General features: G+C 72.8%; 14 protein-coding genes and 1 pseudogene. 10 read left to right on the top strand and 5 right to left on the bottom strand.

Annotated elements, in window-relative coordinates:
• The first annotated feature begins 86 nt into the window (after window positions 1-86).
• Window positions 87-932, top strand: a complete 846-nt coding sequence (locus tag J5X86_RS36990) for a DeoR/GlpR family DNA-binding transcription regulator (RefSeq protein ID WP_208521047.1) — start codon at window positions 87-89, stop codon at window positions 930-932.
• Window positions 933-956: 24 nt separating this feature from the next.
• Entirely contained in the window at window positions 957-1,430 is a 474-nt protein-coding gene (locus tag J5X86_RS36985) for an SRPBCC family protein (RefSeq protein ID WP_208521046.1), read from the top strand.
• 43 nt (window positions 1,431-1,473) lie between these two features.
• Here J5X86_RS36985 and J5X86_RS36980 read toward each other — a convergent pair whose 3' ends face one another.
• Entirely contained in the window at window positions 1,474-2,595 is a 1,122-nt protein-coding gene (locus J5X86_RS36980) for a PLP-dependent cysteine synthase family protein (protein ID WP_078645706.1), read from the bottom strand.
• Window positions 2,596-2,774: 179 nt separating this feature from the next.
• Between J5X86_RS36980 and J5X86_RS36975 the strand changes: the two genes are divergently transcribed.
• On the top strand, window positions 2,775-3,110 hold the full coding sequence (locus J5X86_RS36975) for a hypothetical protein (protein WP_059145517.1): 336 nt from the start codon (window positions 2,775-2,777) through the stop codon (window positions 3,108-3,110).
• Between the two features lie 185 nt (window positions 3,111-3,295).
• Window positions 3,296-3,751, top strand: a pseudogene (locus tag J5X86_RS51250) (ATP-binding protein); the annotation flags it as partial.
• A gap of 399 nt (window positions 3,752-4,150) precedes the next feature.
• Here the strand turns inward: J5X86_RS51250 and J5X86_RS36965 are convergent.
• On the bottom strand, window positions 4,151-4,444 hold the full coding sequence (locus J5X86_RS36965; protein WP_208521045.1) for an SHOCT domain-containing protein: 294 nt from the start codon (window positions 4,442-4,444) through the stop codon (window positions 4,151-4,153).
• Window positions 4,445-4,682: 238 nt separating this feature from the next.
• On the opposite strand from J5X86_RS36965, the gene J5X86_RS36960 reads away from it, so the two are divergent.
• Window positions 4,683-5,270 (top strand): DUF4865 family protein, encoded by a 588-nt coding sequence (locus tag J5X86_RS36960; RefSeq protein ID WP_208521044.1) that lies wholly within the window; start codon window positions 4,683-4,685, stop codon window positions 5,268-5,270.
• A 23-nt stretch (window positions 5,271-5,293) separates the two neighbouring features.
• On the opposite strand, the gene J5X86_RS36955 is transcribed toward J5X86_RS36960, so the two are convergent.
• Window positions 5,294-6,523 carry an ROK family protein gene (locus J5X86_RS36955; RefSeq protein ID WP_208521043.1) on the bottom strand — a complete coding sequence of 410 codons (1,230 nt, stop codon included), beginning with the start codon at window positions 6,521-6,523 and terminating at the stop codon, window positions 5,294-5,296.
• A gap of 17 nt (window positions 6,524-6,540) precedes the next feature.
• On the opposite strand from J5X86_RS36955, the gene J5X86_RS36950 reads away from it, so the two are divergent.
• From J5X86_RS36950 to J5X86_RS36930, 5 genes are read left to right on the top strand one after another with little or no spacing between them, the layout of a single operon-like run.
• Entirely contained in the window at window positions 6,541-7,800 is a 1,260-nt protein-coding gene (locus tag J5X86_RS36950; RefSeq protein WP_208521042.1) for an MFS transporter, read from the top strand.
• Between the two features lie 53 nt (window positions 7,801-7,853).
• Window positions 7,854-8,588, top strand: a complete 735-nt coding sequence (locus tag J5X86_RS36945) for a maleylpyruvate isomerase family mycothiol-dependent enzyme (RefSeq protein ID WP_208521041.1) — start codon at window positions 7,854-7,856, stop codon at window positions 8,586-8,588.
• A 54-nt stretch (window positions 8,589-8,642) separates the two neighbouring features.
• Complete coding sequence (locus J5X86_RS36940; RefSeq protein WP_243982424.1) at window positions 8,643-9,167, top strand: DUF4442 domain-containing protein; 525 nt, start codon at window positions 8,643-8,645, stop codon at window positions 9,165-9,167.
• Window positions 9,168-9,173: 6 nt separating this feature from the next.
• On the top strand, window positions 9,174-9,416 hold the full coding sequence (locus tag J5X86_RS36935) for a DUF6332 family protein (protein ID WP_208521040.1): 243 nt from the start codon (window positions 9,174-9,176) through the stop codon (window positions 9,414-9,416).
• Window positions 9,416-10,321: a DUF2797 domain-containing protein gene (locus tag J5X86_RS36930; RefSeq protein WP_208521126.1), complete on the top strand. Its 906-nt coding sequence runs from the start codon at window positions 9,416-9,418 to the stop codon at window positions 10,319-10,321. The genes J5X86_RS36935 and J5X86_RS36930 overlap by 1 nt, the downstream gene beginning before the upstream one ends.
• A gap of 69 nt (window positions 10,322-10,390) precedes the next feature.
• Here J5X86_RS36930 and J5X86_RS36925 read toward each other — a convergent pair whose 3' ends face one another.
• Complete coding sequence (locus tag J5X86_RS36925; protein ID WP_043239878.1) at window positions 10,391-11,056, bottom strand: response regulator transcription factor; 666 nt, start codon at window positions 11,054-11,056, stop codon at window positions 10,391-10,393.
• 23 nt (window positions 11,057-11,079) lie between these two features.
• Window positions 11,080-12,309 (bottom strand): sensor histidine kinase, encoded by a 1,230-nt coding sequence (locus tag J5X86_RS36920; RefSeq protein WP_208521039.1) that lies wholly within the window; start codon window positions 12,307-12,309, stop codon window positions 11,080-11,082.
• Window positions 12,310-12,356: the final 47 nt, after the last annotated feature.

Here is a 12,356-nt window from a genome sequence, read left to right as displayed (position 1 = left end):
CCGGGTGCTGTGCGACCGGCTGTCCTCACCTCATGCGAAGATGAACGCGCGGGCGACGAGGGCCGACCGGAGGGAGACGAGGCAGGGTGAGCGACAACCAGAACCTCCTCGCGGAGCAGCGGCGCGCCCTGATCCTCGACGAGGTCAGGCGGCGCGGCGGGGTGCGGGTCAACGAGCTGACGCGCAAGCTCAATGTCTCGGACATGACGGTTCGTCGCGATCTGGACGCGCTGGCCCGGCTGGGCGTGGTGGAGAAGGTGCACGGCGGGGCCGTGCCGGTGGCCGAGGCGAGCACGTACGAGCCCGGGTTCGAGGCCAAATCGGGCCTCGAGCTGAGCGCCAAGGAGGACATCGCCAAGGCGGCGGCCGCGATGGCCACGCCGGGCACCGCGATCGGTCTGGCCGGGGGCACCACGGCCTTCGCGCTGGCCCAGCAGCTCCTGGAGGTGCCGGATCTGACCGTGGTGACGAACTCGGTCCGGGTGGCCGATGTGTTCTACAACGCCCAGCGGTCGGCGGCGGTCGGCGGGGTGGGCCCGCGCCCGGGTGCGGCCACCGTCGTGCTCACCGGCGGGGTGCGCACGCCGTCGGACACGCTGGTGGGGCCGGTCGCGGACGCGGCGGTGCGCTCGCTCCACTTCGATGTGCTCTTCCTCGGAGTGCACGGCATATCGGTGGAGGCGGGTCTGTCGACGCCGAATCTCGCGGAGGCGGAGACCAACCGCCACTTCGTCAGGGCCGCGCGGCGGGTCGTGGTGGTCGCGGACCACACCAAGTGGGGCACGGTGGGGCTGAGTTCCTTCGCCTCGCTGGACCAGGTGAACGCGCTGGTCACGGACCCGGGGCTGCCGGAGGAGGCGCGGGCGGAGATCTCCGAGTATCTGCCGGAGCTGGTGGTGGCGGGCGAGCCGTCCCGCACCGCAGACATCTGACACCCCGGCAGTTATCGTGTGTCCATGACACACCGGTTGCGTGCCGTCGGACTGGAGTACGTCGAGACCGCACCACTACGGCTCGTCTTCGTCGCCGAGGTCTCGGCCTCCCCTGAGGCGGTGTTCGAGGCGTTCACCGATGTCGAGGGCTGGCCGCGGTGGTTCCGGGCGGTGAAGGAAGCCCGCTCCACGGACCGCGGCAAGGGCAGGGCGATCCGCCTCGTGGGCGGCGGCCGCTTCCGCGAGACGGTCATGGCGGTCGATCCGCACGAGCGCTATGCCTACCGCGTCGACGAGACCAACGCACCGGGGCTGCGGGCGCTGCTGGAGGAGTGGACGCTGCGGCCCTCGGACGGCGGCGGGACCGTGGTGCGCTATGTGTTCGCGGTGGACGGCACGGTACTGCTGCGCGCTGTCGTACGGGCGATGCGGCCGGGTCTGCGGCGCGCGTTCCACCAGGCGGTGCGGAACCTGGACCGGATGGTGGCGGCGGCCTGACGGCCGTACGGCCGGAAATCGGCCGGTCCGGCCGTGAGCGCCGTCAGTCGGTCCAGTTGCCCGTGGTGAGGAAGATGTCGAGCGTCTGCACATACGGCTCGATGTCCAGCCCCTGCTCCTCGAGCCATGCGTCCGAGTAGTACTTGTCCAGATACCGCTCCCCCGGATCGCACAGCAGCGTCACCACGCTCCCGGTCCGCCCCGCGGCGACCATCTCCGCGACGATCCGCAGCGCGCTCCACAGCCCCGTCCCGGTGGAGCCACCCGCCTTACGGCCGATGGCCCGCTCCAGGGCGCGCACGGCCGCGACGCTCGCCGCGTCCGGGACCTTCATCATCCGGTCGATCGCGCCCGGTACGAAGCTGGGCTCCATCCGGGGGCGGCCGATGCCCTCGATGCGTGAACCGTGGTCGCTGGAGGCGTCGTCGTCATGGTGGACCCAGCCGTCGAAGAAGCAGGAGTTCTCCGGGTCGGCGACACACACCCGGGTGTCGTACTGCATGTAGTGGACATAGCGGGCGAGGGTCGCCGAGGTGCCTCCGGTGCCCGCCGTGGCGACGACCCATGCCGGTTCGGGATAGCGCTCCAGACGCATCTGCTGATAGATCGACTCGGCGATGTTGTTGTTGCCCCGCCAGTCCGTGGCCCGCTCGGCGTAGGTGAACTGGTCCATGTAGTGCCCCCCGGACTCCGCCGCGAGAGCGGCGGACTCCTCGTACATGGTCCGCGGGTCGTCCACGAAATGGCACTGGCCGCCATGGAATTCGATCAGGCGGCACTTCTCCCGGCTGGTCGTGCGGGGCATCACCGCGATGAAGGGCACCCCGATCAGCTTGGCGAAGTACGCCTCGGAAACGGCGGTCGAGCCGCTGGACGCCTCGATCACGGGCTTGCCCGGTCGGATCCAGCCGTTGCACAGCCCATAGAGGAACAGCGAGCGTGCCAGACGGTGCTTGAGACTCCCTGTGGGGTGGGTGGACTCGTCCTTGAGGTAGAGGTCGATCCCCCAACGCTCGGGCAGCGGGAAGCTCAGCAGATGGGTGTCCGCGGACCGCTGGGCGTCCGCCTGCACCTTTCGGACGGCCTCCTTCAGCCATCCGCGATAGCCGTGGTCGCTGCGGTCCACGTCGATCGTCTTGATGATCCCGCGCGCAGTGCCGTCCAACGCCCACTCCTCCTGCTCGTGCCCATGCCCAGCCCAAGTGGCATACTCGTGCCGTTTCGATCCTCATTGTCCCCCAGTGCGCCCTGGTGCCCGGGGCCGGTCCCGGGCACACTGCGCAGCAGGGAAAATGAGAGACGGCGGCAGAAGCGCCAGTCGGAGCCATCGGGGAGGCGGTTGTGATGGCCGATAACGAGTTCAACGCCAGGGGAGTGCGGATCGAGCGGTTCCTGCGCTCGGTCACCCGCGCCGGTCAGGTCTTGATCAAGGACGGCAGGCTGGAGTTGCTCACCAGCTACGGTCGCGAGATCGACAGCGCGCCCGTGCAGTCGGTGCGCGCCAGCAAGCCCTGGTTCGTCGACGGGGACCAGGCCATGGCCACCGTGAACGGCACCCGTTACCGTCTCACCCTCGGCTCGCAGGACACCAAGTCCACCTCGGCCAAGTCCGGCTCGGGGGCCGCCAGCCGCTTCCTCGACGCCGTCCGGTCCGCTCGGGGGCACTCCCAGAAGCGGTGAAGTGGCCGAGTTGCGCGTGCGCGCGGTGGGACCGACCCTGGACGAGTATCAGTATCACTGAGGGTCAACAAGCGGTGACGCTGAGAACCGTCCCACCGGTCGCGCCCAGCAGCCACCACTGCTGAACGTGTTCGTCGCCCGCATCTGAATCAGGCTAGCCCCAACTTCTTCAGGGAGTCGCAGCCGTGATCAGTCGTCCTAGCAGGCAGTGCACGGTGGAGCTGCAGGCCCTGCCGTCGCGGATCGGACAGGTCCGCAGAATCGTGTCGGCGCAGTTGCGCTACTGGCATCTGGATCCGCTCATCGACCCGGCGGCGCTCGGCGTCACCGAACTGCTCACCAATGTGCATCGGCACGCCGAGCCGGACAAGCAGTGCACGGTGGAGATCGTTCTCATGCTGGACCGGTTGACTGTTTCGGTCCGCGACCAGGATCCGCGACTGCCCCGACTTCGGGCATGCGATCCCGTCGCCACGCATGGCAGGGGGCTCGCGCTGGTCGCGGCCGTCAGCCAGAGCTGGGGGATGCACGCGCGGGACGACGGAAGCGGGAAGGTCGTCTGGTTCACGCTGGCCGTGCCGCGTCCCACCGCCACCGCCAAGTCGCCCCTCACGGCGCATGGAGCGGGCCGTACCGCACCGCCTCATCGCACGGACGCCTCCCGCCCGGCACCGGCGCCCACCACGCCCATCACCGGCCCCACGCCCACACCCGGACCCGCCACCGCCCCGACACCGGTCGCGCCGGCGCCCACCCCCGTACCTGTCGCCCCCGCGCCCGTCGCCCCGGCTCCGGCCCCCGCGCCCGTCGCTGCGGCCCCGGCACCGGCCGCTGCCGCAGCCCCGGCGCCTGCGGTGCGCGAGCGGGCTCCCGCGGCCGCCCGGTCGGCAGCCTCCCGCTGAGCACGTAGGCGTCCCGCCTCCCGCGAGGCGGGACGGTCCGGACGGCCCCGACCGCCCTGACAGTCCGGGCAGCCCCGACCGCCCTGATGGCCCGGACGGCCTGAGCGCCCCGCGTCAGCGCCCCCACACCGTCAGCGGTCAGAGGGCCCCGCCCTTCGCATGGCGTCCGAACTGCTCGTCCAGGACGGACAGTCGGCGCCAGTACTCGTCCTCGTCGATCTCACCGGCCGCGAAGCGACGGCCCAGCACCGCGATCGGCGATCGCTCGCCGAAGTCCACGGGTCCCTGCCGCCAAGGGGCCCGTCCGCGCCGCCCGGCGCGCCTCAACAGGACGACCGCACCGCCGACGACCAGCGCCCACATCAGCGGGAAGAGCAGAATCCACGGTCCGGGGCCGTCGCCGTCGGCGAAGCCGTGCGCCAGGGTGTTCATGATGATCGCGCTCCTCGGGAGTGGTTGTCTCATGGCCACTTCTCATGGCCCTTTCTCATGGCCACTTCGAGGATCACTCCCTTACAGTGCCCCGGTCGTCGTACGGCCGACGACACTCCCGGTACCTCACGGGGAGTACGCGCGCCGGGGGCGACCCACTCTGTACCTACTAGTGTGTACGATCGAATCGAAGCAGCGAACGGACACGAACACACGCCCCGCCGACAGGAGTTCACCGATGCTCGTCATGCAGTACCGGATCACCCTGCCCGCCGACTACGACATGAGGATCATCCGGGACCGGGTGGCGACGAAGGGGCCGCTGCTCGACGACTTCTCAGGGCTGGGCCTCAAGGCGTACGGCATCCGGGAGCGGGGGGTGGACGGCTCGCCGGTCCATCAGTACGCCCCGTTCTATCTGTGGACCGCGCCCGAGGCCATGAACCGCTTTCTGTGGGGCCCCGGATTCCAGGGCATCGTCCGGGACTTCGGCAGGCCCGCGGTCGAGCACTGGCAGGGGCTCGCCTTCGAACGGGGCCCGGCCGCGGGCGCCGTGCCGCGCGCCGCCACCCGCCACGCCGCGCCGGTCCCGGCCGCCGCCGATCCCGCCTCCGTTGTCGAGGACGCGCTGGCGCGGCTGGCCGAGCGCGCCCGTACGGACGGCGTCCACGCGACGGCCCTGGGCATCGACCCGCGCGGCTGGGAGCTGATCCACTTCACGCTCTGGGAGGACTCCGCACCGCCCTCGGAGCCCGGCGACCGCTACCAGGTGCTCCACCTGTCGACCCCGGACCTGGACGCGCTCCCCCGGGGCCGCCAGTGGTGACCGCCGTAAGGACCGCGCGGCGGTCAGCCCACGCCCAGGGCCGCCAAGGGGTCGTCCAGCACCGGCTGCCACGCCAACTCCGCCGCACCCACCAGGCTGTTGTGGTCCAGCGTGCACGGCAGAATCGGCACGCCTCCGCTCCGGCCCCACAGGCTCCGCTCCGCCACCACCGCGCGCAGCCGCTCCGGGTCGGCCTCCAGGAGTTCGCGGTGCAGCCCGCCGAGGATGATGCGGTCCGGGTTGAGGATGTTGACCAGACCGGCGAGCCCGAGACCGAGGCGGTCGATGAGCTGGCAGGTTGCGGCCCGTACGGACGGCTCCGTGGCGTACTCCTCGCGCAGCAGATCGCGGGCCTGCTGCAGCAGGGACACCTCCGGGCCCGGGTCGCGCCCGGCCGCGGTGAGGAAGGCGAGCGGATCGGCCTCGATGTCCAGACAGCCGCGGCTGCCGCAGTGGCAGGGCGGGCCCTCGGGGTTGACGGTCAGATGGCCCACCTCGAGGGCGAGCCCCGCGCTGCCCGTGTGCAGCCTTCCGTCGAGCACCAGCGCACCACCGACGCCCCGGTGCCCCGTGGCGACACAGAGCAGATGCTGGGCGCCGCCGCCCGCACCATGGCGGTGCTCGGCGAGCGCGGCCAGGTTGACGTCATTGCCCGCGAAGCCGGTGACCGGCTCCCCGTCGTCGCCACGGATACCGGCCGCGGCCAGGCTGCGGTTGAACAGCTCGCGCACCGGAGCGCCCGCGGGCCAGGCGACGTGCAGCGGGTTCAGGGCGGTGCCCTCCGGTTCGGCGACCGCGGACGGGACGGCTAGCCCCGCGCCGACACAGCGGCGGCCGGTCTCCCGTAGCAGCCGGGCACCGGCCTCCACGACCGCGTCGATGACATGCGCCGGGTCCGCGGGCACGGTCATGCTGCCCGGGGCGGTGGCCACGGTCCGGCCGCCGAGCCCGACGAGCGCCGCGCGGAAGCCGTCGGCGTGCACCTGGGCGGCGAGCGCGACCGGCCCTCGGGGGGCGATCGACAGCCGGTGCGAGGGACGGCCCTGCGCCCCGGCGGCCCCGAGCGGCCGCGAGTCGACCTGGATCAGGCCGAGCGCCTCCAGCTCGGCGGCGACGGCGCCCGCGGTCGCGCGGGTCACCCCGAGCTCGGCCGTGAGCACCGCGCGGGTGGGCGCGCGGCCGGTGTGGACGAGTGCCAGTGCCGGGCCAAGAGCGCTTCGGCCGCGCTCGAGCCTTGTCCGTGTCTGGGTCACGCCCCTATTCTCACTTTGTGCCGACTCCAAACAAAACACGGACGGCCATCCTGGGCGCGCGCCGCTCCGTCACCACGGATCGCGACCTCGCCCGACTCCGCGCCGCCATCACCGCGTTCTTCTTCCTCGACGGCTTCGTGTTCGCCGGATGGGTCGCCCGGATCCCCGCGATCAAGGACCAGACGAGCGCCTCGGAGGGCGCGCTGGGGCTGGCGCTGCTCGGCGTGTCCGCGGGCGGGACGGCCACGATGATGGCCACCGGACGTCTGTGCCGCCGCTTCGGCAACCACCCGACGACGGTGGCCGCCGGTGTGCTGTTCGCGGGCTCCGTCGCGCTGCCGCCGCTGACCCACTCCGCGCTCGCCCTCGGTCTGGTGCTGCTGGTCTTCGGCACCGGGTTCGGCGCGCTCAACGTGGCCATGAACAGCGCGGCGGTCGACCTCATCGCCGCCCTGCGCCGCCCGGTCATGCCTGGTTTCCACGCCGCCTTCAGCCTGGGCGGGATGGCCGGGGCCGGGCTGGGCGGGCTGATCGCCGACCACCTCTCCCCCACCCGCCATCTGTCCCTGCTCGCGGTCTTCGGGCTGCTGCTCGCGGCGGTCGCCGGCCGGACGCTGATCTCGCTGCCGGTGCCCGCGCCGCGGGACGGCGCCGGGCCCGTGGCCGAGTCCGAGAACGCCGCCAGCGGCCCCGAGCCGTCCCCCGGCGCAGAGCGGCCGGGCCGCGCCCGGTGGCTCGTCGCCGTCTTCGGCCTGATCGCGCTCTGCACGGCGTACGGCGAGGGCGCGATGGCCGACTGGGCAGCCCTCCATCTGCACCAGGACCTCGACGCCTCCGCCGGACTCGCCGCCGCGGGCTACTCCGTCTTCGCGCTGATGATGGCCGTCGGCCGGCTGACCGGCACCGCGCTGCTCGAACGGCTCGGCCAGACCAGGACGTTGATCGCGGGCGGCGCCACGGCCGCGGCCGGCATGCTGCTGGGCTCGCTCGCGCCCACGGTCTGGCTCGCGCTCCTGGGCTTCGCGGTCACCGGGCTGGGGCTGGCCAACCTCTTCCCCGTCGCCATCGCGCGGGCGGGCGCGCTGACGGGGCCGGGCGGGGTCGCCGCGGCCTCCACGCTCGGCTACGGCGGCATGCTGCTGGGCCCGCCCACGATCGGCTTCCTCGCCGACTGGTACTCGCTGCCGATCGCGCTCACCACGGTCGCGGCGCTGGCGGCCGTGGCGGCGGTGGTCGCGTACGGCACACGGAACGCCGTGTGCCCGGCCGGAAGTTGACGTCCTCGCCGTCCAGCCCGGCGGATGTCGGAGGTGGCTGGCATGATTCCGCCATGGATACTGCTGAGTTGATCGGAATCGTGGACCGCGAGGGCCGGCTGCTGGCCGACGCCGCGGCCGAGGCCGGAGTGGACGCCCCGGTGCCCACCTGCCCCGACTGGCGCGTCCGTGACCTGTTGTCCCACCTCGGCCAGGTGCACGGCTGGGCTGCCCGGATCGTCGGCGAGGGCCTGACGGACCCGGTCCGGCCGACGCTCGGGCCGGCGCCTGCCGACGCCGAGATCCTGTCCTGGTACCGCGAGGTCCATGGACGGATGGTCGACACCCTCACCGATGCCGATCCCGAGGTGAAGTGCTTCACCTTCCTGCCCACGGAGTTCCCGCTGGGCTTCTGGGCCCGGCGCCAGGCTCATGAGACGGCCATCCATCGGGTCGACGCGGAGTCGGCGCGGGGCGGGGACCTCTCCCCGTTCGCCCCGGAGTTCGCGGCCGACGGGGTCGATGAGCTGCTGGCCGGTTTCCACAGCCTGGACCGGTCCCGGGTGCGCACGGACACCCCGCGCACGCTCCGGGTGAGGGCCACGGACCATGACGCGGCGTGGACGATACACCTGTCACAGGACGTTCCGCGGACCGTGCGCGACGGCGAGGGGGCGGCCGACTGCGAGCTGAGCGGCCCGGCCGGCGACCTCTATCTCGCGCTCTGGAACCGGCTGCCGATCACCGCGCTGGACACGGAAGGGGACGAGAAGCTGGCCGAGCTGTGGCGGGAGCGCTCGGGCATCTGATAGGCCGAGCCCTGCGGGTTACCAGCGAGTAATATCACGTGCTAGCTTCCTGACATGTCACGTCGATCGATGTCCGCGCGCCGCCTGCGCCGCGCGATGAACTGGTGGCCGCCCTATCTCTTCGCCGGAGTGCGGGTGGTCCACCTCGCGGAGGACTGGAGCAGTGTCCGGGTCAGGCTGCGGCTGCACCGCTTCAACTCCAACTACGTGGGGACCCATTTCGGCGGTTCGCTGTTCGCGATGAGCGACCCGTTCTGGATGCTGCTGGTGATGAACCGGCTCGGCCGGGACTACATCGTCTGGGACAAGGCCGGCGAGATCGACTTCGTCTCGCCCGGCCGCGGCGACGTGTTCGCCGACTTCAAGCTCACCGAGGAGCGGCTGGAGGAGATCCGCGAGGCCACGGCGGACGGCGGCAAGGCGCTGCCGTGGTTCGAGAACGACGTGGTCGCCGCGGACGGTACGGTCGTGGCACGCGTACGCAAGCAGCTCTATGTGCGCCACAAGCAGCGTGACGGGCAGCGCGAGCCGGGGAGGACCGGCTCGGCGGCAGCCACAGGACAGCAGGCGGAGGGCTGATTCGAGATGACCGGACCCCATTCCCAGGACGAGCGCGACACGCTCACCGTCGAGATAGTGTTCGCCCTGGTCACGGCCGGTCTGCTGGCGGCGGTGCTCTATGTCGCGGTCGCGAGCCCCGCGCTCTTCGGCGACCTGGGCCGGGCCCAGGAGACGGCCTGGAAGGGCGCCGCCTTCGTGGTGGCCACCATCGGATTCGCCGTCCGCCTGGTGCGGGCGCTGTGGCTCTTCTCCCGGCAGCGGCGCTGATGGCCCAGGGCCCGCGGCCGGCACGGTGGCAGTGCGCGGGATCGCGCTGGGGCCACCGCGGGCCCGCGCTCGTCTGGCGCCATCCGGCCCAGGGTGAACGGCTCTCCCCGCTGACGCCGGACCGCCCGCTCTCCTTCACCACCGGGCCCCGGCGCGACTGCGTCGGCGTCCGCAGGGGCGCCCGGCACACCCCGTGCCCGGCCGGGGCCGAGGTACCGGCCTCCGCCGTATCGGCGCAGTGCCCGGACTGCGCCCGGCTGGACCGCTCGTACTCCGTGGCCGCCGACACCCGTACGGACGACCCGCGCCCTTACGACGTCTATCTCGCCTGGTTCGGTCCGGATCTGATCAAGGTCGGGATCACCGCGGCCGAGCGGGAGGGGGCACGGCTGCTGGAGCAGGCCGCGCTCTCCTACTGCCTGCTGGGCGGTGGCCCGCTGATGGCCGCGCGCCGCGCCGAGGCCGTGCTGGGCACAGCGCTCGGCGTCCCGGACCGCTTCCCCTACGCCGCCAAGCGCACCGCCCGCGAGGCCGCGCCGCCCCCGGAGCGGCGGGCCGCCGACCTCGCCGAGCTCCATCAGCGGGCGCGCGGCCTGGCCGGTCTGCCGGAGTCGCTGACTCTGGCGCCGTTCGAGCCGGTGCACCATGACGCGGCGTTCCATCTGGACCGGGTGCGCCCCGCGCTGGGGCTGATCCAGCTCGTCCCCGGGACCACCGTGGCCGGTCGGATCGACGCCGTGGCGGGCCCGGACGTCCACCTGACCTCGACGGACGGCCGGATCCTGCTGCTGGACACCCGCCAACTGGCGGGCTGGCCACTGACGGTGGCCGCGGCGGACGCCCCGACGACGGCGCCGGTGGCGGCGCGGGCGCGGGAGGCGGAGGCCCCGGAGGGGCTGTTCTGAGCGAAGGAATCTGAGAACGCCCTGAGCACCTGGCATCCTCGCCACCGACCCCTGAGCGCGGGGCCTTCCTCAGCCCAGCCAGCCGGGCCGGACCAGGCCCGACTCATAGGCGAGCACGACGAGTTGGGCGCGGTCCCGGACCCCCAGTTTGACCATCGTGCGGCTCACATGGGTCTTGGCGGTGAGCGGGCTGACCACGAGCCGCCGGGCGATCTCCTGGTTCGACAGCCCCATGCCGACCAGGGCCATCACCTCCCGCTCCCGCTCGGTCAGCTCCGCCAGCGCCGCCGCGGGCGCGGGTTCCCTGGAACGGGCCGCGAACTCGGCGATGAGGCGGCGGGTCACCCCGGGCGACAGCAGCGCGTCGCCGCCGACGACCGCGCGCACCGCCCGCAGCAGCTCCTCCGGTTCGGTGTCCTTGACCAGGAAGCCGGAGGCACCGGAGCGGATCGCCTCGAAGACGTACTCATCGAGTTCGAAGGTGGTCAGCATGACCACCTTCACCTCGCCGAGGGCCGGGTCCCCGGTGATCCGGCGGGTGGCGGCGAGGCCGTCGAGCACCGGCATGCGGATGTCCATGAGGACGACGTCGGGGTGTTGCTCCCGCACGAGCGCCAGCGCCTGCTCCCCGTCGGCCGCCTCGCCGACCACCTCGATATCCGGCTGCGCGGCCAGCAGGGCGCGGAAGCCCGCGCGGACGAGGATCTGGTCATCGGCGAGCGCGACACGGATCACGGCGTCGTCCCTGTCCCCCTCACTCATGGTGTCTCCCTCCCGCCCCTGAACGGGATCCGGGCCCGGACGCGGAAACCGCCGTCCGGGCGGGGGCCCGCCTCCACCGTGCCGCCGAGCGCGGCGGCCCGCTCGCGCATGCCGACCAGGCCGTTGCCGCCGCCCGTCACCTCGCCCCCGGCCGCCGGACCGTCGTCGTCCACCAGCAGCTCCAACTCACCGGGGGCGTAGCACAACAGGACATGGGCGTTCCGGGAGCTGGAGTGACGGACGATGTTGGTCAGGGCCTCCTGCACGATACGGAACGCCGCGAGGTCGGCGCCGGGCGGCAGGGCCGTCCGTACGCCCTCCACCTCCACCCGCACCGCGAGGCCCGCGTCCGCCGCCTGCCCGGTCAGCTCCTCCAGGCGGTCCAGACCGGGCGCGGGCGAGCGCGGCGCGGCGCCGGACGCGCCGGAGGTCCGCAGCGTGTCGAGGACCTGGCGGACCTCGCCCAGCGCCTCCTTGCTGGCCGCCTTGATGGTGGTCAGCGCGGTGCGGGCCTGCTCGGGGTCCTGGTCGAGGAGGGCGAGGCCGACGCCCGCCTGGACGTTGATGACCGAGATGCTGTGGGCAAGGACGTCATGCAGTTCGCGGGCGATCCGCAGCCGCTCCTCATCCGCCCGGCGCCGCGCCGCCGCCTCCCGTTCGGCCCGTTCGCGGACCCACCGCTCACGCCGTACGCGGACGAGCTCGGACGCGGCGACGATCGCCAGCGCCCAGGCGGTGATCCCCAGCTCCTGCCCCCATCCGACGGGCCCGTCACCGCGCGGCGGCAGCCAGCGGTAGAGCCAGTGGCCGATGAGCAGATGGCTGCCCCACAGCAGCCCGAGCGCGCTCCACGCGGCGATCCGCCGCCCGGCGGCGACGGCCGCCACACAGGCGACGACGACGCTGAGGAAGACGGGCCCGTACGGATATCCGGCGGCGATGTAGACCACGGTCACTGCCGACGTGCCGACCACGACGGTCCCGGGGTGGCGATGGCGCAGGAGCAGCAGCGCGGGCCCGGCGAGCAGCAGCGCACCGGCCCCGGGCCCGAGGCCCGCCCGGGCGGGCTGGTCATGCGCGGCGAACCCGGTGCCCATCAGCTGGACGACGGCGATGGCGAGCGAGGAGGGCCAGGGTACGGCCGAGCGCGGTGGGCCGAAGGGCATCTCGCGCCGGCGTCCGCCCGGCCGGTGCCAGGGGCCGGGCTCCCCCGTGAATCCGTGCATACGGCAACGCTAAACCGGCCGGGCGGGCCCGGCGTCCCCCTTGCGCG

Source organism: Streptomyces sp. NEAU-YJ-81 (genome assembly GCF_017592595.1).
GTDB classification, from domain to species: Bacteria; Actinomycetota; Actinomycetes; order Streptomycetales; family Streptomycetaceae; genus Streptomyces; species Streptomyces hygroscopicus_B.
The sequence above is the reverse complement of the archived record's forward strand: the minus strand, read 5'-3'. Positions and strand labels throughout refer to the sequence as shown.

Bases quoted from the DNA above. Each gene is read 5' to 3' on its own strand.
- J5X86_RS36985 (WP_208521046.1), top strand. From the start codon at position 957: ATGACACACCGGTTGCGTGCCGTCGGACTGGAGTACGTCGAGACCGCA.
- J5X86_RS36975 (WP_059145517.1), top strand. From the start codon at position 2,775: ATGGCCGATAACGAGTTCAACGCCAGGGGAGTGCGGATCGAGCGGTTC.
- J5X86_RS36965 (WP_208521045.1), bottom strand. From the start codon at position 4,444: ATGAACACCCTGGCGCACGGCTTCGCCGACGGCGACGGCCCCGGACCG.
- J5X86_RS36960 (WP_208521044.1), top strand. From the start codon at position 4,683: ATGCTCGTCATGCAGTACCGGATCACCCTGCCCGCCGACTACGACATG.
- J5X86_RS36945 (WP_208521041.1), top strand. From the start codon at position 7,854: ATGGATACTGCTGAGTTGATCGGAATCGTGGACCGCGAGGGCCGGCTG.
- J5X86_RS36940 (WP_243982424.1), top strand. From the start codon at position 8,643: ATGTCACGTCGATCGATGTCCGCGCGCCGCCTGCGCCGCGCGATGAAC.
- J5X86_RS36935 (WP_208521040.1), top strand. From the start codon at position 9,174: ATGACCGGACCCCATTCCCAGGACGAGCGCGACACGCTCACCGTCGAG.
- J5X86_RS36930 (WP_208521126.1), top strand. From the start codon at position 9,416: ATGGCCCAGGGCCCGCGGCCGGCACGGTGGCAGTGCGCGGGATCGCGC.
- J5X86_RS36920 (WP_208521039.1), bottom strand. From the start codon at position 12,309: ATGCACGGATTCACGGGGGAGCCCGGCCCCTGGCACCGGCCGGGCGGA.